At 44.3% G+C, this 21,169-nt stretch carries 18 protein-coding genes; 8 read left to right on the plus strand and 10 right to left on the minus strand.

Annotated features, from left to right (window positions below):
* Positions 1-2: 2 nt before the first annotated feature.
* Positions 3-1,211, plus strand: a complete 1,209-nt coding sequence (gene arsJ, locus N483_RS25870) for an organoarsenical effux MFS transporter ArsJ (RefSeq protein ID WP_023400449.1) — start codon at positions 3-5, stop codon at positions 1,209-1,211.
* A 24-nt stretch (positions 1,212-1,235) separates the two neighbouring features.
* On the opposite strand, the gene N483_RS25875 is transcribed toward arsJ, so the two are convergent.
* From N483_RS25875 to N483_RS25920, 10 genes are all read right to left on the minus strand, one after another.
* Positions 1,236-3,227, minus strand: coding sequence for a methyl-accepting chemotaxis protein (locus N483_RS25875; RefSeq protein ID WP_023400450.1), 1,992 nt, complete (start codon positions 3,225-3,227; stop codon positions 1,236-1,238).
* A gap of 413 nt (positions 3,228-3,640) precedes the next feature.
* The gene (gene htpX, locus N483_RS25880) at positions 3,641-4,489 is read right to left on the minus strand and encodes a protease HtpX (RefSeq protein ID WP_023400451.1); all 849 of its coding nucleotides are present in this window, start codon (positions 4,487-4,489) and stop codon (positions 3,641-3,643) included.
* Positions 4,490-4,802: 313 nt separating this feature from the next.
* On the minus strand, positions 4,803-5,462 hold the full coding sequence (locus tag N483_RS25885) for a CoA transferase subunit B (RefSeq protein ID WP_023400452.1): 660 nt from the start codon (positions 5,460-5,462) through the stop codon (positions 4,803-4,805).
* 10 nt (positions 5,463-5,472) lie between these two features.
* The gene (locus N483_RS25890; protein WP_023400453.1) at positions 5,473-6,171 is read right to left on the minus strand and encodes a CoA transferase subunit A; all 699 of its coding nucleotides are present in this window, start codon (positions 6,169-6,171) and stop codon (positions 5,473-5,475) included.
* A gap of 34 nt (positions 6,172-6,205) precedes the next feature.
* A complete protein-coding gene (locus tag N483_RS25895; RefSeq protein ID WP_023400454.1) occupies positions 6,206-7,114 on the minus strand; it encodes a hydroxymethylglutaryl-CoA lyase in 909 nt (302 codons plus the stop codon).
* 1 nt (position 7,115) lies between these two features.
* The gene (locus N483_RS25900) at positions 7,116-9,059 is read right to left on the minus strand and encodes an acetyl/propionyl/methylcrotonyl-CoA carboxylase subunit alpha (RefSeq protein ID WP_023400455.1); all 1,944 of its coding nucleotides are present in this window, start codon (positions 9,057-9,059) and stop codon (positions 7,116-7,118) included.
* A 10-nt stretch (positions 9,060-9,069) separates the two neighbouring features.
* Positions 9,070-9,852, minus strand: coding sequence for an enoyl-CoA hydratase-related protein (locus N483_RS25905; RefSeq protein ID WP_023400456.1), 783 nt, complete (start codon positions 9,850-9,852; stop codon positions 9,070-9,072).
* Positions 9,853-9,861: 9 nt separating this feature from the next.
* Positions 9,862-11,469: a carboxyl transferase domain-containing protein gene (locus N483_RS25910; protein ID WP_023400457.1), complete on the minus strand. Its 1,608-nt coding sequence runs from the start codon at positions 11,467-11,469 to the stop codon at positions 9,862-9,864.
* 11 nt (positions 11,470-11,480) lie between these two features.
* Positions 11,481-12,656: an isovaleryl-CoA dehydrogenase gene (locus tag N483_RS25915; RefSeq protein ID WP_023400458.1), complete on the minus strand. Its 1,176-nt coding sequence runs from the start codon at positions 12,654-12,656 to the stop codon at positions 11,481-11,483.
* A gap of 96 nt (positions 12,657-12,752) precedes the next feature.
* On the minus strand, positions 12,753-13,148 hold the full coding sequence (locus N483_RS25920; protein ID WP_023400459.1) for a MerR family transcriptional regulator: 396 nt from the start codon (positions 13,146-13,148) through the stop codon (positions 12,753-12,755).
* A gap of 356 nt (positions 13,149-13,504) precedes the next feature.
* Here N483_RS25920 and N483_RS25925 point away from each other — a divergent pair, with 356 nt between their 5' ends.
* The 7 genes from N483_RS25925 to N483_RS25955 all read left to right on the plus strand — a co-directional run bounded on the left by N483_RS25925 (position 13,505) and on the right by N483_RS25955 (position 21,146).
* Positions 13,505-14,683, plus strand: coding sequence for a thiolase family protein (locus N483_RS25925; protein WP_023400460.1), 1,179 nt, complete (start codon positions 13,505-13,507; stop codon positions 14,681-14,683).
* Positions 14,684-14,755: 72 nt separating this feature from the next.
* The gene (locus N483_RS25930; RefSeq protein ID WP_023400461.1) at positions 14,756-16,246 is read left to right on the plus strand and encodes a CoA-acylating methylmalonate-semialdehyde dehydrogenase; all 1,491 of its coding nucleotides are present in this window, start codon (positions 14,756-14,758) and stop codon (positions 16,244-16,246) included.
* 128 nt (positions 16,247-16,374) lie between these two features.
* The gene (locus tag N483_RS25935; RefSeq protein WP_023400462.1) at positions 16,375-17,532 is read left to right on the plus strand and encodes an acyl-CoA dehydrogenase family protein; all 1,158 of its coding nucleotides are present in this window, start codon (positions 16,375-16,377) and stop codon (positions 17,530-17,532) included.
* Positions 17,533-17,543: 11 nt separating this feature from the next.
* A complete protein-coding gene (locus N483_RS25940) occupies positions 17,544-18,320 on the plus strand; it encodes an enoyl-CoA hydratase (protein WP_023400463.1) in 777 nt (258 codons plus the stop codon).
* Positions 18,320-19,459: an enoyl-CoA hydratase/isomerase family protein gene (locus N483_RS25945; protein WP_023400464.1), complete on the plus strand. Its 1,140-nt coding sequence runs from the start codon at positions 18,320-18,322 to the stop codon at positions 19,457-19,459. Before N483_RS25940 ends, N483_RS25945 begins: the two co-directional genes overlap by 1 nt.
* Before the next feature lie 10 nt (positions 19,460-19,469).
* A complete protein-coding gene (gene mmsB / locus N483_RS25950) occupies positions 19,470-20,360 on the plus strand; it encodes a 3-hydroxyisobutyrate dehydrogenase (protein WP_023400465.1) in 891 nt (296 codons plus the stop codon).
* Positions 20,361-20,384: 24 nt separating this feature from the next.
* Positions 20,385-21,146: an SDR family oxidoreductase gene (locus N483_RS25955; RefSeq protein ID WP_023400466.1), complete on the plus strand. Its 762-nt coding sequence runs from the start codon at positions 20,385-20,387 to the stop codon at positions 21,144-21,146.
* Positions 21,147-21,169 lie beyond the last annotated feature (23 nt).

Here is a 21,169-nt window from a genome sequence, read left to right on the forward strand (position 1 = left end):
CTATGACGCAGTCACTATTGGCCAGGCTGTCTCCAGAAATCAAGCAGTACCTGGTGATCACCGGTAACTATTGGTCTTTCACCTTGACTGATGGTGCACTGCGTATGCTGGTGGTTCTCTATTTTCATCAATTGGGTTATAGCCCGCTTGCCATCGCATCTTTATTTTTGTTCTATGAGATTTTCGGTGTTGTCACAAACCTACTTGGCGGTTGGTTAGGTGCACGATTGGGCCTTAATAAGACCATGAACATTGGTCTCTTTTTACAAATTGTTGCCGTGACTATGCTGGCCCTAGATGAACAGCTACTAACCATTGCTTATGTTATGGTGGCGCAGGCTCTGTCTGGAATTGCAAAGGACCTCAATAAAATGAGCGCCAAAAGTGCCATCAAGCTTTTGGTGCCCAAAGATCAAGACAATACCTTGTATAAGTGGGTAGCGCTATTAACTGGCTCTAAAAACGCTTTAAAAGGTGTGGGGTTTTTTCTCGGCGGATTACTGCTCTCATTAATGGGTTTTCAAGGTGCATTGTGGTTTATGTCGGCAATGTTAACCTTTACTTGGTTATCAAGTTTGTTGTTATTGAAACAAGACTTGGGCAAGAAAAAGAGCAAACCAAAATTTCGTGAACTACTTTCGAAAAGCCGCCAGTTGAATTTATTGGCTGGGGCGAGATTATTTTTATTTGCATCGAGAGATGTGTGGTTTGTAGTCGCATTGCCTGTGTTTTTGGCCTCAACATTTGGCTGGGATCACTGGTGGGTTGGCGGTTTTATGGCGAGTTGGATCATTGCATATGGTGTTGTGCAAGCGAATGCTCCAAAGATCACTGCTAATAGGGGAAGTAGTTACGGGCAGGCGTTGTTTTGGGTCGGATTACTGTCAGTTATACCAGCTTTGTTGGCACTCGGTTTATGGGTACAATGGCAACCTAAAGTGGTGATAGTGGTTGGCCTACTGATTTTTGGTGCTGTATTTGCTGTTAACTCTTCTTTGCACAGCTTTTTAATTGTGAAAATAGCCGACAGCGACGGTGTTTCTATGGATGTCGGATTTTATTATATGGCCAATGCCATGGGAAGGTTATTAGGTACAGTCCTATCTGGCTTGGTATATCAGCTATATGGCTTGGAAGTGTGTTTGATGATCTCAAGTGCCATGCTGGTCATTGCTACTGTATTCACGTTTGGACTGAGCAAGCGCGATTAAGCGCTTGCATACCAATGTCCGAGTTTAATTTAATTGTTGCGGCAGTTTAAATGCGGAGGTAACTTGTTTAAGCGTTTTAGATTGTTTATCAAGTTCTAAGCTCGCACTGGTTACTTGATCTGCACCAGCTGCGTTATCAAGTGCAGCCTGTCTGATAGATTCAACATTATATGAAATCTCTTCTGTTGTGGCCGATTGCTCTTGTGCCGCTTGCGCTATTGTTTGAGCGCTCTGTGCAATTTGGTTAATTTGATTTACGCTTTGTTCCAATAACGACGCGCTGTCATTGGCCGCGGTAATTGTCTGGCGAGTCGCTTCAGCAGACGCATGCATTTCCGATACAGCAGTTTGAGATGTTGATTGCAGATTTGCAATCATGTTTTCAATATCAGCAGTGGATGCTTGTGTTTTTTGCGCCAGCTGTCTGACTTCATCTGCAACTACAGCAAAACCACGGCCATGCTCACCGGCACGAGCCGCTTCTATGGCGGCGTTCAGTGCCAATAGGTTAGTTTGCTCCGTTACAGCTTGGATCACTTCTATCACACGGCTGATATTTTGTGTATTGTACTCAACCTCTTTTATGGCTGTTTCTGAGTTTTCGACTGCTTGATTGAGAGACTCCATTTGGATCACAGTATCTCTTAGTGTTTGATTTGCAGATAACGAGGTTCTCTCTGCATCTAAACTTAAATCAGCAACTGTTCGTGCATTGGTAGCAACTTCATCAATTGAGTATGAAGTCTGTTGAATTGCCTCTGCAACTTGTTCAATGTTGGCGTGCTGCTCTTGCAAACTTGCATTTGCTTGCTCACTCGCAGCGCTTGTTTGTGTCGCTGTCGACGCTAGCTGCGTGGTTGTTTCTACGATGGTTCCAATCACACTGGTTAAATAAGCATTCATCTGCCTCATTGCACCGTACACACCAATGGCATGTTCATCATGACCGAACTCTTCACGCAGGTCGCCAGCAGCGATACGTTCGCTTATCTTACGCATTTCAATGGGTTCACCGCCAAGTGGCTTTAGTACCGAGCGAGCAATCAAAACGGTTGCGACGGCAACAGACAAAATTGTGGCGAAGAAGATAGCGGCAATAATCCAGTATAATTTGTAAACGGGCGCAAATGCTTCGGCTTTATCTATTTCAGCTAATAGTACCCACTTTAATCCTGCAAATGTATACGGAAGGTAGGCCGACAGAACTGGGTTGCCATTGTAGTCAATGATGATCTCCGTATCAGAGATACCCTGTAAACCTTTTCTAACTGCAACTGTATCTACGCCATTTGCTTCAACTGAGCCTGCAAAACTGGCGATCACGGTATGGTTGATGGGATCTAAATATGAGTCAGAACGCATGCGGAAATCGTTGCCAACGAGGTAAGATTCACCCGTTTCACCCATGCCATCTCGTTGTTGCATTATCGCATTGATAGCATCTATAGACAGCTGTAATGCAAGCACCGAATTGACTTGACCATCAATAACCACTGGGATGCCTATGAATGCGGCTGGCTCATTGTTGCTCGGAGCATAAGCGCTGTAATCAGCAAGGATAAATTTTCGCGAAGATACGACTTGAGTAAAGAGTGTGGCTAAACCGGAGTTGTTGAAAGGGCCAGTTACGAGATTAGTTTGGTAATCAGACTCTCGAGCAACTGTGTAGCTAATTAAGCCGTCACGCTCAATAACAAAGAAATCGTAAAATCCTTTTTGTGTGATAAAGGTGTCAAATAAGTCATGATAATTATGTGCCAGCTCAGCATTAGTTAGAGTTGGGTTTTGTTCTACCAGTAGCTGCCATTTTTTTGCAATGACAGATAGGTCGCTTTTTCTCGCTGTCAGATAATCATCAATTTGTTTGTGTTTTATTTGCTTGATGGAAGTAAGCTGATTATATGCCTGTTGTTCAAGCGCTGAAGACGCCGTCCATAATGAAACCATTGCTAATATACCAGCCGGTAATAAACCAATCAGCATAAATGAAATGAGTAATCGGGTTTTGATCAGCATACTTCTTTTACCTTACGTAGATACAATATTGCTTTTATGTCAATAAAATGGGTTACATATTTTAAACAAGTGGGCCTTGAATGGATACACGCAAAAAGTATGGTTTCGGCTAATATTACAGTTATATTTCGGTTAATAAATAACCAAAAAGCAACGTTTGCAGCTATTTGTTTAAGAAATGAGGGGGTATTTTACCTATTTTAGGTTTTAAGTGAAGACTTAAGTGCTGCTTTTATTAAAATAGCAGGAAAAATAGATTATATGACGTTGTTGTATATGCATATAATTTTTTATAACTGTTTATGATAAAAATATAGAAGTTAGGCACTAAATTTAATTTATTGTAAATCGTCTTAAAAAAGGCCCGTTAGGGCCTGTGGTTATAAAATAAACATAATATTTACATCAAAATTTTAGGATAGGGCAGAAATTCGCTGTTCTAAAGGCGGATGTGATGCAAATAGATCTACAACGCTTTTGCCTGATGCAATACCAAATGCTGTCATCTGTCCGTCTAACTTGGATTCTTGGTTGTTACGTAATCTTTCAAGGGCTGCTTTCATCTTATGTGCACCAACTAGGTCAGCAGCCCCCTTATCGGCTGCATATTCTCGTTTGCGGCTAAAGTAAGCAACAATCATTGACGCCAAGAACCCAAATAGAATTTGGAAGAGCAAGTCGAATATCACATAAGTCCAGCTATGTCCTTCATTCTCTTCGTCACCATTCAAAAAGCCATCCACAATATTGGCGAGCACTTTGGCAATGAAAATAACAAAGGTGTTTACTACACCTTGAATAAGAGTCAGGGTTACCATGTCCCCATTGGCAACGTGAGATACTTCGTGCGCGAGCACTGCCTCAGCTTCACCTTGGCTCATACCTGCAAGTAGTCCGCTGCTTACAGCGACAAGGCTGTCGTTTTTACTTGGGCCTGTCGCAAAAGCGTTGATTTCTGGGCTATCGTAAATTGCAACTTCAGGCATTTTGATACCTGCTTTTTGCGCTTGCTCTGCCACAGTACTGACTAACCACTGTTCAGTCTCATTGCGAGGCTGCTCTATGACATAAGCCCCAGTAGACTTTTTTGCCATCCATTTTGAAATATATAGTGAGATAAATGCACCGCCAAAACCAAAAACTGCGGCAATCGTCAGCATGCCGGCATAGCTTCTCGACGAAACTCCTAGGATAGATAGAATGATGGACAACACAACCATAATGGCCAAGTTTGTTGCCAGAAAAAGTAACACGCGTTTCATAGTCACCTCTTTAAAAGTTTACTTGCCTACTTGTTTTACTCTGATAGGTAAAAACAGCTCATACTTCCAATATGGAGACCTTGCTGAGATCTTCAAGGCTGAGTATGGCGCTGAAGTGTTACAAGATGTTGTTGTATGAAAAAGTGCGTAAATGGGCTTGGTTTTCAAATTGAGGGAGCTAAGATGCGTCGGGCAAAGAAAAAAAACCCCTCTTGCGAGGGGTTTTGGGTAACTCAGCGCCTTTGGCACTGGGAATGAGGTCGGTACAATTGTGTTAGTTATTAACTATGATGTTGAACCACGAATAATTAGGTTAAGCAAACTGCATTTCAGGTATATCGCCTTCAACGATTAGTTTACCTGCAGTCTTGCTGATTATTTCATCAACACTAACACCTGGCGCGCGCTCAAGCAAATGAAATGCGCCATCTTTAACTTCTAACACGGCGAGGTCGGTGACGATTTTCTTCACACAATTTACCCCAGTCAAAGGCAGTGTGCATGACTCAAGTAATTTAGAGTCGCCGTGTTTGCTAGCATGGGTCATAGTCACAACAATATTTTGTGCGCCCGCGACTAAATCCATCGCACCACCCATGCCTTTGATTAACTTTTTCGGGATCATCCACGAGGCAATGTTGCCGTTTTGATCCACTTCAAATGCACCTAGTACGGTTAAGTCTACATGACCACCGCGTATCATGGCAAAGCTTTCAGCGCTATTAAAAATAGCCGCTCCTGTAGCAGCTGTCACGGTTTCTTTACCCGCATTGATCATATCTGCGTCAACCTGGTCTTCTTCTGGGTACGGACCCATACCTAAAAGACCATTTTCTGATTGCAGCATTACTTCCATATTGTCAGGAACATAGTTAGCAACGAGAGTCGGAATACCAATTCCCAAGTTAACGTAGTACCCGTCTTGAAGCTCTTGCGCTACGCGCATTGCAATTTGTTCACGATTTAAAGCCATGGTGATCTCCTTACTTGCGCGTAGTAACACGTTCAATGCGTTTCTCAAAGTCACCTTTGATAACACGGTTTACATAAATGCCAGGGGTGTGAATTTCGCTTGGCTCCAATTCACCTGGTTCGACAATCTCTTCCACTTCAACAACGGTAATTTTACCCGCAGTTGCAGCCATTGGATTAAAGTTCATCGCTGTATGGCGGAATACCAAGTTGCCATAACGATCGGCTTTCCAAGCTTTTACGATGGCAAATTCACCTGTAATAGACTCTTCGAGAATATAAGGACGGCCATTAAACTCTTTGACTTCTTTACCTTCAGCAACAGGTGTACCGTAGCCTGTTGCAGTATAGAATCCTGGGATACCCGCACCACCAGCACGCATCTTTTCAGCGAGTGTGCCTTGTGGTGTGAGTTCTACATCAATAATGCCATCAAGTAGTTGCTGTTCGAACAACGCGTTTTCACCAACATAAGAGGCAATGATTTTTTTGATTTGGCGATCGTGAAGTAGGATACCTAAACCAAAATCATCGACACCACAGTTATTAGAAACAACTGTTAGTTCTTTTGTTTGTTTGCGCTTTATCTCAGCTATCAGACCTTCTGGAATACCACACAGTCCAAAACCACCGGCAATAATGGTATCTCCATCTTTGAGACCCTCCATTGCTTCTTCGTAGCTAGAAACTACTTTATCGAAACCGGCCATTAGCCCACTCCTCGTTGTCAAAATTGTCTTGTTGTTAAGACTGGCACGTATTTTTTAATGCTAAAGAAACCTTGCTGACAGGCTCTTTATTGAGTGCATCGCAAATTTGCCAACCTGCTTTTGCTAGCCTTTCTAAATCAATTTCGGTACTAATGCCAAGTCCTTGCAGCAAGTAAATGACATCCTCAGTGGCAACATTTCCTGACGCTCCCTTAGCGTAAGGGCAGCCTCCTAGGCCAGCTACAGCACTGTCGATTGTTGCAATACCCATCTCTAAAGCTTTGTGAATGTTTGCCAATGCCTGACCGTATGTATCATGGAAATGTACCGCAAGCCTTTGTGCTGGGATGTGTTCGAGTAGCAATTCTAGCAATGATCCTATTTGATTCGCGGTGCCAACACCGATTGTGTCGCCTAGGCTTATCTCATAACAACCAAGTGCCAACAATTGTTTACATACCTCTAAAACGCGCTCGGGCTCAACTTTTCCTTGGTAAGGGCAGCCTGCGATACAACTGACATAACCTCTTACTTTGATGTTGTTTTTTTGAGCTAGTTCAACAACAGGCCTGAAGCGCTCGATACTTTCTTCAATGCTACAATTGATATTTTTTTGCGTGAAAGCTTCACTTGCCGCCGTGAAAATTGCAAATTCATCAACTTGATTTTCAAGCGCCAACTCGGCACCTTTTAGATTTGGTGTCAGCGCACTAATCTCAACGCCAGGTGTACGTGTTATCCCTTGGATCACCTGAGCGGAATCTGCCATTTGAGGCACCCATTTAGGAGATACAAATGCGCCTGCTTCAAGATGTTTGAGGCCGGCATCAGCCAGCGCATTCAAGAGTGATATTTTACTTTGTGTACTGACTGAGGCTTCATTTTGTAAGCCGTCACGAGCACCGACTTCTACAATTTTAACCTTTGCCGGATAGTTGGCCATGTTATGCCTCCTCGACGATTGCGAGCATTGCCCCATGGCTAACAAGTTCACCTTCATCAAAGCAGTAACTTGATAAAGTGCCATCAAAAGGCGCGTTTAAAGTATATTCCATTTTCATCGCTTCGATTATCACGATTGGATCGCCTTTGCTGACTTGTGCACCAACTTCTTGCAGGTGTTTGACAACAGTGCCATTGAGAGGGGCTGCAAGCGGTGCTTCTTGATGCTCATGCTCGCTTACATAGTGCTTAGTCTTTAATTCGAAGGTGTGCTGGTAAGGTCCATACATGACCGTGATACTAGACTCATCGATAAGTACATCCGCGACCATGCGTTTTCCATCTACATTTGCGATAAGTTGATGGTCTTCTAGCTTTGCCTCAACGCGGTGTTCATAATCATGATAATGCACTTGCCAGTGATGGCCCTCGGCTTGAGCTACAACAAAGTGATCAATAAATGGCACGGTGAGTTTACGTGTTTGGTTGAGTCTAAAGCCGACTTGCTGCCACGGTGAATTTACTTTCGGTGCTTGCTTATGCGCAAGATAAGCAATACTTGCAAGGCACACCAAGGTATCGCTAGGTGCTTTAGAGGCAGTAAGCTCTTCAGTTTGGGTATCAATAAAGTGTGTATCGGGTGCACCAGCCATAAAAGTAGGGTGCTCTGCTAGGTGATGTAAAAATGCAATATTACTTTTTACGCCCGCTAAGTGTACTTCATTTAGTGCTGATCTGAGCTTCAGCAACGCCGTACGTCTGTCGTGGCCATGAACAATCAGTTTGGCAATCATCGGGTCGTAAAATGGGCTTATTTCATCACCTTGTTGCACGCCTGTGTCAATGCGTACGCCACGTTGGGCTTTAGGGAAACTCAAATGGGCCAATGTGCCAGAGTAGGGCATAAAGTTTTCTTCAGGATCTTCCGCGTAAATTCGCGCTTCAAAGCTATGACCTTGTAAAGAGATTTGTGCTTGAGACAGCGGTAAACGTTCGTTGTTGGCAACACGAATTTGCCACTCGACAAGATCTTGACCTGTCACCATTTCCGTAACAGGGTGCTCTACTTGTAGGCGCGTATTCATTTCCATAAAGAAAAATTCATCGCCGCACAATAAGAACTCTACAGTACCGGCACCGCGATAGTTAATTGCCTGAGCACAGCGTACAGCGGCTTCGCCCATTTCTTTACGCAGCGCCTCGCTTAAGTCAGGAGCAGGTGCCTCTTCAATGACTTTTTGGTGGCGTCGTTGTAGGGAGCAATCTCGATCTCCCAAATACACACAGTTGCCGTGATTGTCGGCGAAAACTTGTACTTCTACATGGCGTGGTTTATCGACAAAGCGCTCAAGTAAAACTAAGTCATTTCCAAAACTTGCCGAAGCTTCGCGTTTTGCACCTTCTAAAGCGCTGAGAAATTCACCGGCGTTTCGGACTACTCGCATACCCTTACCGCCACCACCAAATGCAGCTTTGATCAGCACAGGGTAGCCGACTTTTTCTGCCTCAGCAGTTAAAAATTCAGTGTCTTGTTGTTGGCCATAGTAACCCGGTACTAACGGGACGTTGGCCTCTGCCATGATCTCTTTGGCGCGTGTTTTTGAACCCATGGCTTCAATTGAACTGGCAAGCGGGCCGATGAAAGCAATGTTGTTTTCTTCACATGCATTTGCAAAAGCATCGTTTTCAGACAAAAACCCATATCCAGGATGAATGCAATCAGCGCCACTTTGTTTGGCTACTTCTAAAATACGTTCACTGACAAGATAGGAATCTTTACTTGGTGCAGGGCCAATATGATAGGCTTCATCAGCTTGCTTGACATGAAGTGCGTTGGCATCTGCATCTGAATACACTGCCACAGTGCTCAATCCCAAGCGTTTTGCTGTGCGCATGACTCGACAGGCTATTTCACCTCGGTTTGCGACTAAGATTTTTTTTAACATGTGGTACTCCTTACTCGCTTGCTGTCGGTTGCCAATTTGGCGCGCGTTTATCAAAAAAGGCACTCAAACCTTCCTGTCCTTCTTCACTGACTCGAATTTCAGCGATTCGCTTGGCTGTATGGGTGATAAGCCCTTCATCAATGGATTTACCCGCGACTTCATTGATTAGCGACTTGGCACTTTTTACTGCAACAGGGCCGTTATTTAATAGCTGTTCGATAAAGTACTCTTCGCTGTGTTCTAGGTCTTCACTAATGTCGTGGATCAAGCCTAATTCCAGCGCTTTGCTTGCTTCAAACACTTCCGCTGTTAAAAAATAACGGCGCGCTTGTCTTTCGCCAATTGCTTTGATCACGTATGGGCTGATCACGGCAGGGATCAGGCCTAATTTCACTTCACTTAAACAGAATTTTGCATTGGCTGTCGCAACGGCAATGTCGCAGCAAGCAATCAGACCTAAAGCTCCACCAAAAGCAGCCCCTTGAACCAAGCATAAAGTTGGGTGTGGTGATGTGGCGAGCACTTGCATTAGTTTGGCCAGCTCTAGAGAATCAGCGACGTTTTCTTCATAGTTGTTATCCGCCATTGATTTCATCCAAGCGAGATCTGCACCAGCAGAAAAGTGTTTGCCTTGGGTTTTTAACACCAGAGCACGGATCTCTAGTTGATTGGCGTACTCGATGGTTTTGATCAGTTCTGCGATGATCTCTGCGTTAAACGCATTGTGTTTTTCAGGGCGACTTAATTCTAAAATCGCCACCTTGCTTTTCGTAATATTTAAAGTGACAGACATGTACGCCCCCTACATTCTGAAAATACCAAACTTAGATTCTTGCTTTGGCGCATTTGCAGCCGCTTCTAGCGCAAGCCCAAGTACATTTCGTGTGTCAGCAGGGTCGATGATGCCATCATCCCACAGACGCGCACTGGCATAATATGGATGACCTTGCTTTTCATATTGCTCTACAATTGGCTTCTTAAACTCTGCGACTTCTTCATCGCTCATGCTTTGGCCTTTGCGCGCTAAGCCATCTTGACGCACTTGTGTTAATACACCAGCTGCTTGCTCACCGCCCATCACAGAGATGCGGGAATTTGGCCACATCCACATCATGGTAGGTTCGTATGCACGTCCGCACATGCCGTAGTTACCAGCGCCATATGACCCGCCTATAAGCACGGTAAACTTGGGCACGTCAGCACATGACACCGCGGTCACCATTTTGGCACCGTGTTTAGCAATACCTTCGGCTTCGTATTTTTGGCCGACCATAAACCCTGTAATGTTTTGTAAAAATAGTAGCGGGATATCACGCTGTGCACATAGTTGAATAAAGTGAGCGCCTTTTTGTGCAGACTCAGAAAAGAGAATGCCATTATTTGCGACGATACCAACTGGGCGGCCAAATATTTCTGCAAAGCCAGTTACCAAAGTTTCACCAAAGTAACGTTTGAACTCATCAAATTGAGAGTCATCGACAATACGTGCAATCACTTCACGAACGTCGAAAGGCTTTTTCAGATCGGTTCCAACGATGCCGTAGATTTCACGAATATCATATCGAGGGGGTTTAATATCTTTTAGAATTGGTTGAGTTGGGCGTTGATGGTTAAGTCGTTCGATACATTGGCGGGCAATTGACAGCGCGTGCTCGTCGTTTTCAGCGTAATGATCGGCAACACCGGATACTTTACAGTGCACATCCGCACCGCCCAAGTCTTCTGCACTTACTTCTTCGCCGGTCGCCGCTTTTACTAAAGGAGGACCCGCTAAAAATATCGTGCCTTGTTCTTTGACTATGATGCTTTCGTCTGCCATTGCTGGCACATAAGCACCACCTGCAGTACATAAGCCCATAACCACTGCAATTTGTGGAATGCCTTTAGCAGACATACGTGCTTGATTATAGAAGATGCGACCAAAATGTAGCTTGTCTGGAAATACTTCATCTTGTTCTGGCAGGTTAGCACCGCCAGAGTCGACTAAATAGATACAGGGAAGATGACAGCGCTCCGCAATTTCTTGCGCTCTTAGATGCTTTTTAACCGTGAGCGGGAAGTAAGTACCGCCTTTTACAGTTGCATCGTTGCCGACAATCATACACTCGACACCTTTGACACGGCCAATACCTGCAACAACCCCGGCACATGGAATATCTTGCTCATATACGCCAAATGCAGCAAATTGGGAAATTTCTAAAAACGGTGAACCTTCGTCGAGTAGTGTATCTATTCTGTCACGGACAAACAGTTTTCCGCGACTTTGATGGCGAGCAATGAGGGCTTCGCCGCCACCTTGGCTTAAATTTGCGACCTTGTCATTTAAATCGTCAACCAATGACGCCATGGCGTCATGGTTGTCTTTAAACTGTTGGTCGTGCGTATTAACAGAAGAATTTAATACTGTCATGGCACTTCTCCTTAACGGCTTTCGTTAAATAGCTCACGACCAATTAGCATGCGGCGTATTTCCGAAGTACCTGCGCCAATTTCATAGAGTTTGGCATCACGCAATAGGCGACCAGTAGGGTATTCGTTGATATAACCATTACCACCTAGTAGCTGAATGGCATCTAGTGCAAGTTTGGTAGCCAGCTCTGCAGCATATAAAATCGCACCAGCGGCATCTTTTCGTGTTGTTTCACCGCGGTCACATGCTTTTGCTACTGTGTATACGTATGAACGGGCGGCATTCATTTGAGTGTACATGTCGGCAATTTTGCCTTGAACAAGCTGGAACTCACCAATTGACTGATTGAACTGCTGACGTTCATGAATATAAGGTACAACCACATCCATACACGCTTGCATAATGCCTAGTGGGCCACCGGCAAGTACGACGCGCTCGTAGTCTAGGCCGCTCATTAGAACCTTAACACCTTCGTTCAATGTGCCTAAGATATTTTCTTCCGGTACTTCACAGTCTTCAAATACCAGTTCGCAGGTATTGGAGCCGCGCATGCCTAATTTATCGAGCTTTTGAGCTGTAGAAAAGCCAGGGAAATCACGTTCAACGATAAATGCTGTAATACCGCGAGGGCCTGCATTTAAATCTGTTTTCGCGTAAATCACAAAAACGTCCGCATCTGGACCATTGGTGATCCACATTTTATTGCCATTTAAAACGTACTTGTCGCCTTTTTTTTCTGCTTTTAACTTCATAGAAACAACGTCTGACCCTGAGTTTGGCTCACTCATAGCCAGTGCGCCGATGTGCTCACCGCTGATCAACTTTGGCAAATATTTTTCTTTTTGTGCTTGATTGCCGTTGCGGTTTATCTGGTTTACACAAAGGTTAGAGTGTGCGCCGTAGCTCAAGCCAATTGATGCACTTGATCGGCTGATCTCTTCCATTGCGATAACGTGCTCAAGGTAGCCCATATTTGCACCGCCAAATTCTTCGGGCACAGTGATACCGAGCAAGCCCATTTCGCCAAACTTTGGCCATAGCTCATTTGGAAATGCGTTGTCATGGTCGGTTTTTTCTGCCAGTGGCGCAATTTCGCTAGTAGCAAAATTATTGACATGATCTCGGATCATATCTGCGGTTTCACCAAGTCCAAAATTGAGTTCTTTATATAGTGATACTGTGCTCATCTTGTTGTCATCCTGTGTGAGGGTTTGTGTTGTCACCCTTGCGGGTTGCTGAGGCGGGTTTTGGCAGACGCCCCAGCAAACAAATTTGTGTATTGATTAGTCTTGTAATTCTTTTAAAGTATCGAGGCAACGTCTTTCAGCAGTAACTAGTTCCATCAACACCACCTTAATGTCATCCATTTGTTGACTCAGGTCGGCTTTTTTCTCTTCTATTAATTGCAACATGGTATGGAGCTGTTTTTCACTGGATTTATCTGCATCGTATAACTCAAACAATCTGCCAGTTTCGGCAAGCGTAAAACCTAGTCGCTTACCGCGCAGAATAAGTTTAAGACGCACTTTGTCTCGCTTTGAATATATACGGGTCTGACCATTACGCTCTGGCGAAAGTAATCCTTGATCTTCATAAAAACGAATACTTCGTGTGGTAATGTCAAACTCCTTAGCGAGTTCGCTTATTGAGTAGGTTGGTTCTTTATTGGTGTCTTGCATTATTTACACACTTACTTCGAAACTGATTAGACCAATATAAGTGAAGTTTACGTAAAGGTAAAGTGTCGTTTTTGCATCATGCTTTAGTCGCATATGCAAAATCTGGATCTTGAACTACTTTTAGCTCGCATAAGGCACTATATGCTTTGTTAATTAGCTCTTCGACATGGGATATAGCAAGGGAATGCGCAGTAAACTGCCAACTTGGCAACACAGCTGTGCAAGTAAACTTTACATTTTTGAAAATCGCAAAGCGCTTGTTTTTAGATTTACGTTGGCGTAAACGTAAATTTTAGGTATGCTCGACGTAAGAGATTACTAAAAGCAAGCAATTTGCTTGTTAACAGGAGTTTTAAATGAGTAACGAAGCCGTAGTCATCGTAGCAGCAAAACGTACACCTATGGGTGGGTTTATGGGTAGCCTTTCAGGCGCGTCCGCGACTGATCTAGGTGCAACTGCAATCAAAGCTGTCATGAATGATACTGGTTTATCGGATGCCAGCATCGATGAAGTTATCATGGGATGTGTTTTACCAGCAGGTTTAGGTCAAGCGCCAGCGCGTCAAGCGACGCTGCACGCAGGTCTTGCACGTTCTACAGGTGCAACAACTATCAATAAGGTATGTGGTTCAGGTCTAAAAGCAGCAATGTTCGCTCATGACTTGATCAAATCAGGTAGTATAAAAACTGCGGTTGCAGGTGGTATGGAGAGCATGACAAATGCACCATATTTCATGCCTAACGCTCGTGGTGGTATGCGCATGGGTCATAACCAAGTTATTGACCACATGATGGCAGATGGTCTTGAAGATGCATATGATAAAAAAGCAATGGGTTGTTTTGCCCAAGACACTGCGGATCAATATGGCATCACTCGTGAAAATATGGACGAATTTGCGCTTAACTCTTTGAGTAAGGCAAACGCGGCAATTGAAAGTGGCAGTTTTGATAACGAAGTTATCCCACACATCATTTCAACGCGAAAAGGTGATGTAGAGGTAACAACGGATGAACAGCCAGGTAATGCACGTCCAGATAAAATCCCTTCACTTCGTCCAGCTTTCAAAAAAGATGGCACTATCACAGCAGCTAACTCGTCGTCTATTTCAGATGGTGCAGCGGCACTGATCCTAATGAGCGAATCAGAAGCAAAAGCACACGGTCTTACGCCTTTATGTAAGATTGTTGCACACGCAACACACTCTCAGGCTCCAGCTGAGTTCACTATTGCTCCTGTTGGCGCTATGAACTCGTTGCTTGATAAAGCAGGTTGGTCAAAAGAAGATGTCGACCTTTGGGAAATCAACGAAGCATTCGCTATGGTAACTATGCTTGCAATCAACGAAATGCAGCTAGATAGCGCTAAAGTCAATGTTAACGGCGGTGCGTGTGCACTAGGTCATCCAATTGGTGCAAGTGGCGCACGTATTTTGGTGACACTAATCCACGCACTTCGCAATCGCGGCCTATCTAAAGGCGTTGCATCACTATGTATTGGTGGTGGTGAGGCGGTTGCACTCGCAGTAGAAGTTTAAATCGTCAAGCGCCGCAACAATACTAACTTTTAACGCGGCGCTACTTTCAGTTTTTTTGGGGAGGAGTGCAAAATGCACCAGGTACCATTATACATCAACGGTGAATTCACACAGTCGCAGTCTGACAAATGGTTAGACGTTGTTAATCCAGCAAATCAAGAAGTACTTGCACAGGTACCTTGCGCTACGTCACAAGAAGTACAAGCAGCAATTAATTCTGCTCAAGAAGCCTTCCAAACATGGAAAAATGTACCTGTACCAGAGCGTGCACGTATCATGATGCGATATGCAGCACTGTTAAAAGAGCACCAAGAAGAAATCGCTACCATTATTTGTCATGAGCTTGGCAAAACATTTGAAGATGCAAAAGGTGACGTTTGGCGTGGTATTGAAGTAGTTGAACAAGCCGCTAATGCGCCTGCCATGATGATGGGTGAGACAGTAGAAAATGTTGCTCGCAATATCGATACTTACTCGTACATCCAGCCTCTAGGTGTTTGTGCTGGTATTACACCGTTCAACTTCCCGGCAATGATCCCATTATGGATGTTCCCTATGGCGATTGTGTGCGGTAACACATTTGTACTTAAACCATCTGAGCAAGATCCATTGACGCCGATGCGCTTAGTCGAGCTATTCGAAGAAGCAGGTGCACCAAAAGGCGTACTGCAAGTTGTTCACGGTGGTAAAGACCAAGTAGACCAAATTTTAGAAGCGCCGGAAATTCGCGCCGTATCATTTGTTGGTTCGTGTGGTGTTGGTCAATATATTTACAGCAAAGGCACTGAAAACCTAAAGCGTGTTCAAGCATGTGTAGGTGCTAAAAACCATATGGTGATCATGCCAGATGCTAGCAAACAGCAGACTATCAACAACCTAGTTGGTGCATCAGTGGGTGCGGCAGGTCAGCGTTGTATGGGTATTTCGGTCGCTGTATTTGTTGGTAAGTCTCAAGAGTGGGTTGATGATTTAAAAGCGGGTCTTGAAAAGGTTCGTCCAGGTATCTGGAATGATCCTGAAGCAGCATACGGTCCACAGACTTCAGCAGCTGCAAAGGCTCGTATTTTGTCTTTGATTGAGTCGGGTAAAGCACAAGGTGCAACTTGTCTGCTAGATGGTTCTGATTTTACAGTTGAAGGTTACGAAAAAGGTAACTGGGTAGGCCCTACATTATTTACCAATGTGACAACAGACATGGACATTTACAAAGAGGAAATCTTTGGTCCAGTACTAAACTGTGTATTTGTTGATACCCTTGAAGAGGCGATTACGCTTGTCAATAACAGCCCTTATGGAAATGGTGTTTCACTATTTACAGCAAGTGGTGCAGCTGCACGTAAATTCCAACAAGAAATTCAGGTTGGTCAGGTAGGTATTAATATCCCAATTCCTGTGCCGTTGCCTTTCTTCTCATTCACAGGTTGGAAAAACTCTTTCTATGGTGATGTTCACACATACGGCAAACAAGGTGTGCGTTTCTATACTGAAACTAAGACAATCACATCTCGCTGGTTTGCTGATGAAGCAGTCACTGGCCCAAATATGAGTATTAACCTACGTTAATTCTGCAAAATCCCAAAGCCCAGTACCTATGCTGGGCTTTTAGTAGTACCGCCTGACGCAGATCAGGTGCAACAAGAATAAAAACAAGTGATGTATATCACTTGATACGACAACAAGAGAGGTCTTTTATGGACTTTAATCTGAACGAAGATCAACAGGCATTCGCCGAAACCGCTTACCAATTTGCTATGACCGAACTTGCTCCTAATGCAGCGCGCTGGGACCAAGAGCATATTTTTCCTAAAGATGTTATCAAACAAGCAGGCGAGCTTGGTTTTTGTGGCCTTTACACGCCAGAAGAGGCGGGTGGTTTAGGCTTATCTCGCCTTGACTCAAGTATTATTTTTGAGCAGCTGTCTATGGGTTGTACAGCGACAACTGCGATGTTGACTATCCACAATATGGCGACGTGGATGATTGCAAGCTTTGGTACTGACGAAGTGAAAAATCAGTATATGGACCAGCTGGTTATGGGTGAGTTGCTTGCATCATATTGCTTAACTGAACCAGGTTCAGGTTCAGACGCTGCATCACTGAAAACTAAAGCCGTATTAGAAGGCGATGAGTATATCCTGAACGGGTCGAAAATGTTTATCTCGGGCGCGGGCGAAACAGATGTTTTAGTGGTTATGGCGCGTACCGGTGAGGATGGCCCAAAAGGGATCTCTGCGTTTGTTGTTCCAGCTGATGCCGCTGGTGTTATTTATGGTAAAGCCGAAGAGAAAATGGGTTGGAATGCACAGCCGACTCGTTTGATCACTTTTGAAGACGTTAGAATTCCCGCTGCGAACTTGATGGGCAAAGAAGGCGAAGGGTTCAAATTTGCCATGCAAGGCCTAGATGGTGGCCGCATTAATATCGCAACTTGTTCAATTGGTACTGCGCAACAGGCGTTGAATACTGCCAAAGAATACATGCAAGAGCGTCAGCAATTTGGCAAGCCACTGGCTGCTTTCCAAGCATTACAATTTAAAATTGCTGATATGAATACCGAACTTGTTGCGGCACGACAAATGGTGCGTTTGGCAGCATTTAAACTGGATAGCAATGATCCTGAAAAAACCACTTACTGTGCGATGGCAAAGCGCTTTGCAACCGATGTAGGTACTAAAGTGTGTGATGATGCCCTGCAAATCCATGGTGGTTATGGTTATATCAAAGAGTACCCACTTGAGCGCCATTTACGTGATGTACGCGTTCACCAAATCTTAGAGGGCACAAATGAGATCATGCGTGTGATCATTGCCCGTCGAATTTTAGCTGAAGGCGCTGCAAGCGTTTTATAAGGAGCGAATAAATGTCTGCACAATTAAAACTTGAAAAACGTGGTCACATTGCAATTGTAACTATGTCTAATCCACCCGCGAATACTTGGACGCGTGATACATTGGTTGGCTTAAAAGAGCTGGTTAATGAACTAAACGCGGACAAAGAGATTTACTCTCTTGTTATCACAGGTGAAGGTGAAAAGTTCTTCTCAGCAGGCGCTGATTTGAATGTATTTGCAGATGGTGACAAAGGTGTTGCGGCTGACATGTCACGCGTCTTTGGCGAAGCATTTGAAACTCTGAGCAACTTCCGAGGCGTATCGATTGCAGCGATTAATGGCTTTGCAATGGGTGGCGGTCTAGAAGTCGCGTTGGCGTGTGATATTCGTATCGCAGAGGCGCAAGCACAAATGGCGTTACCAGAGGCAAAAGTGGGCTTACTTCCTTGTGCTGGTGGTACCCAGAATCTATCCTGGTTGGTCGGTGAAGGTTGGGCGAAGCGCATGATTTTATGCGGTGAGCGCCTTAAAGCTGACAAAGCAGAAAAAATTGGCTTAGTTGAAGAAGTTGTTGAGCAAGGTCAGGCACTAGAAGCGGCTTTAGAGCTTGCAACAAAAGTAGAAGATCAAAGTCCTGTTGCAGTTACTGCGTGTAAGTCACTTATCCAAAAAGGCCGTACAGGTACCATCGATAGTGCACTGCCGTTAGAGCGTGAGTTATTCGTAACTTTATTTGATACACAAGATCAAAAAGAAGGCGTCAACGCATTCTTAGAAAAGCGTAAAGCAAATTGGGTGAATGGCTAATGGTTGAATTACAGTTACTAAACCAAGAAGACGCGCCGGTCGTGTTTCAATTGGCGCACTGTAATAACGACATGAAGGTCGCAATTGCGACCTTAAATGCGCCAAAAGCGCTGAACGCGCTAAATTTAGACATGATCCGCTTACTGGCTCCTCAGTTGAGTGAATGGTCGGCCGATGACAGCATTGCGATGGTGGTACTGAGAGGGTCGGGTGATAAGGCCTTCTGTGCTGGCGGCGATGTTGTCAGTTTATATAAAGCGATGGCAGCCGACGATGGAAATAACTTCCTCGAAACTTTCTTTAGCGAAGAGTACAAACTCGATTACCAAATCCATAATTATGATAAGCCTATTCTACTTTGGGGTAATGGCATCATTATGGGGGGCGGTATGGGCCTGATGGCCGGGGCTAGTCACCGTGTGGTAACAGAAACGTCGCGTATTGCCATGCCTGAAATCACCATCGGTTTATATCCAGATGTGGGCGGCTCTTATTTCTTAAATAAAATGCCAGAAGGTGTTGGCCTGTTTTTAGGTTTAACAGGCGCTTCTGTGAATGCCAATGACGCTAAGTTTGTTGGTCTGGCAGATCACTTTATCAATGCTGATCACTTTGACATCTTGTTGCATAACTTAAGTGAAGTAAATTGGGGTAAAACCAATGTGCTGAATCACGATAAATTGACACAACTATTATTGTCAATTGAAGAGGGCGCTCACTCACTGCCTAGTAGCGCGCTTAAGCCGCTAGCAAATGAGATTAAGAAGCTAGTGGATTTGCCAAATTTATCTGCGCAAGTAGAACATATTTTGTCCATTGACAGCAGCGAAAACAAATGGCTGAGCAAAGCTCAGGCGGGCCTAAAACACGGCTCACCGCTGAGTGCCGTATTAGTCAGTGAACAACTTAAGCGCCTTGCGGGCCAATCTTTAAAAGCTTGTTTTTCACAAGAGCTGGCGATGTCCGTTCACTGTGGAGAGGTGGGTGAATTTCAAGAGGGCGTGCGTGCATTATTGATAGATAAAGATGGCAAACCAAACTGGCGCTTTAAATCCATTGCTGATGTAGACGGTGATGTGATTGAGAGCTTCTTTGTACCTAAGTGGGATGACAAAAACCACCCATTGGCAACTATGTAAGGAAATAAAAATGGCAAAAGTTGGATTTATTGGCCTAGGTAATATGGGTGGCCCAATGGCCGCAAACTTAGTGAAAGCTGGTCACAGTGTGACGGTATTTGACCTTAATGAAGAAGTTGTAAATCAACTAGTTGAACAAGGTGCTAGCGCCGCCACAAAAGTATCTGATACCTGTACAGGTGCAGACTTTGTGATCAGCATGTTGCCAGCTGGCAAACATGTTCGCTCAATTTATACTGGCGAAGATGGATTAATCAACTACCTTAGTAAGTCGGCACTGGTTATTGACTGTTCGACAATAGACGCAGAGTCCGCCCAATTTGTTGGTAAAGAGCTGGCAAATGCAGGCGTGTCTTTTGTTGATGCACCAGTGTCTGGGGGTGTGGCCGGAGCTGCTGCTGGGACGTTGACTTTCATTGTAGGTGGACGCGACGAAGATTTTGCCAAAGCGCACACAGTGTTGAAGGATATGGGTAAAAATATCTATCACGCTGGGGACATAGGTGCCGGGCAGGTCGCAAAAATTTGTAATAACATGCTGCTGTCAATCTTAATGGCAGGGACCAGCGAAGCACTCCAAATGGGTGTAGATCACGGCTTAGACCCCAAAGTATTGAGTGAGATTATGCTCAATAGCTCTGGGCGCAATTGGACACTTGAAGTGTATAACCCATGCCCGAATGTACTGGACAATGTTCCTTCTTCAAATGAGTACAAACCGGGCTTTATGGTGGATTTGATGGCAAAAGACTTAGGACTTGCAATGCAAGCCGCTCAGCAGACAAATTCAGCCACCCCAATGGGCGCACTGGCTAAAAATCTTTATAACCTAATGCAAAACCAAGGCAAAGGGGCGGAAGATTTTAGTGCGATATTTAAACTTTTCTCTGAAAAGTCTTAAAACGTAAAGGTTTAAAATTTAGTTATGAATGTAGAAAATAAAACGGTTGTAATTACAGGTGGTGCACAGGGCTTAGGTCTTGCAATGGCACATAAAATGGCAAGTTTGGGCGCAAATCTAGCGCTTGTTGATATGCAAGAAGAAGTTTTGCAAGAAGCAGTAGAAGAACTTAGCCAATTTGATGTAACCGTTAGAACTTATGTTGCGAATGTCAGTATCGAGAGCAATGTAGAAGAAGTATTTGATAAAATCGTTGAAGATTTTGGCTCGTTATCTGTACTGATCAACAACGCGGGCATTTTACGTGATGGATTGTTTGTAAAAGTAAAAGACGGTGAAGTGGTTAAAAAGATGTCTCTTGATCAATTCCAGTCTTTAATGGATGTGAATCTCACTGGTGTATTCCTGTGCGGACGAGAAGCGGCTGTTAAAATGATTGAGGCAGATCAAGGTGGCGTTATTATTAACATGTCCAGCGTGGCGCGTGCGGGTAATATCGGCCAAACTAACTACTCGGCAGCAAAAGCGGGTGTAGTAGCAATGACGACAACATGGGCGAAAGAGTTAGGTCGCTATGGTATTCGTGTCGGCGCAATTGCACCTGGTGTTATTCGCACTAAGATGACTGATGCGATGAAGCCTGAAGCGAAAGAGCGTCTGGTTAAGATGAAGCCTGTTGGCCGTTTAGGCGAAGCGCAAGAAATAGCCCACACGGCACAATTTATCATTGAAAATGAGTTCTTTACAGGTCGAGTTGTTGAAATTGACGGCGGTATTCGACTTTAAAAAAATTCGAGTGTTTTCGTTAT

The sequence above is a fragment of the Pseudoalteromonas luteoviolacea NCIMB 1944 genome (genome assembly GCF_001625565.1).
GTDB classification, from domain to species: domain Bacteria; phylum Pseudomonadota; class Gammaproteobacteria; order Enterobacterales; family Alteromonadaceae; genus Pseudoalteromonas; species Pseudoalteromonas luteoviolacea_F.

Excerpts from the sequence above, each read along its gene's own strand:
- N483_RS25905 (WP_023400456.1), bottom strand. The coding sequence starts at position 9,852 with ATGTCTGTCACTTTAAATATTACGAAAAGCAAGGTGGCGATTTTAGAA.
- N483_RS25935 (WP_023400462.1), top strand. The coding sequence starts at position 16,375 with ATGGACTTTAATCTGAACGAAGATCAACAGGCATTCGCCGAAACCGCT.
- htpX (WP_023400451.1), bottom strand. The coding sequence starts at position 4,489 with ATGAAACGCGTGTTACTTTTTCTGGCAACAAACTTGGCCATTATGGTT.
- N483_RS25915 (WP_023400458.1), bottom strand. The coding sequence starts at position 12,656 with ATGAGCACAGTATCACTATATAAAGAACTCAATTTTGGACTTGGTGAA.
- arsJ (WP_023400449.1), top strand. The coding sequence starts at position 3 with ATGACGCAGTCACTATTGGCCAGGCTGTCTCCAGAAATCAAGCAGTAC.
- N483_RS25885 (WP_023400452.1), bottom strand. The coding sequence starts at position 5,462 with ATGGCTTTAAATCGTGAACAAATTGCAATGCGCGTAGCGCAAGAGCTT.
- N483_RS25930 (WP_023400461.1), top strand. The coding sequence starts at position 14,756 with ATGCACCAGGTACCATTATACATCAACGGTGAATTCACACAGTCGCAG.
- N483_RS25875 (WP_023400450.1), bottom strand. The coding sequence starts at position 3,227 with ATGCTGATCAAAACCCGATTACTCATTTCATTTATGCTGATTGGTTTA.
- N483_RS25900 (WP_023400455.1), bottom strand. The coding sequence starts at position 9,059 with ATGTTAAAAAAAATCTTAGTCGCAAACCGAGGTGAAATAGCCTGTCGA.
- N483_RS25890 (WP_023400453.1), bottom strand. The coding sequence starts at position 6,171 with ATGGCCGGTTTCGATAAAGTAGTTTCTAGCTACGAAGAAGCAATGGAG.
- mmsB (WP_023400465.1), top strand. The coding sequence starts at position 19,470 with ATGGCAAAAGTTGGATTTATTGGCCTAGGTAATATGGGTGGCCCAATG.
- N483_RS25895 (WP_023400454.1), bottom strand. The coding sequence starts at position 7,114 with ATGGCCAACTATCCGGCAAAGGTTAAAATTGTAGAAGTCGGTGCTCGT.
- N483_RS25940 (WP_023400463.1), top strand. The coding sequence starts at position 17,544 with ATGTCTGCACAATTAAAACTTGAAAAACGTGGTCACATTGCAATTGTA.
- N483_RS25910 (WP_023400457.1), bottom strand. The coding sequence starts at position 11,469 with ATGACAGTATTAAATTCTTCTGTTAATACGCACGACCAACAGTTTAAA.
- N483_RS25920 (WP_023400459.1), bottom strand. The coding sequence starts at position 13,148 with ATGCAAGACACCAATAAAGAACCAACCTACTCAATAAGCGAACTCGCT.
- N483_RS25925 (WP_023400460.1), top strand. The coding sequence starts at position 13,505 with ATGAGTAACGAAGCCGTAGTCATCGTAGCAGCAAAACGTACACCTATG.
- N483_RS25945 (WP_023400464.1), top strand. The coding sequence starts at position 18,320 with ATGGTTGAATTACAGTTACTAAACCAAGAAGACGCGCCGGTCGTGTTT.
- N483_RS25955 (WP_023400466.1), top strand. The coding sequence starts at position 20,385 with ATGAATGTAGAAAATAAAACGGTTGTAATTACAGGTGGTGCACAGGGC.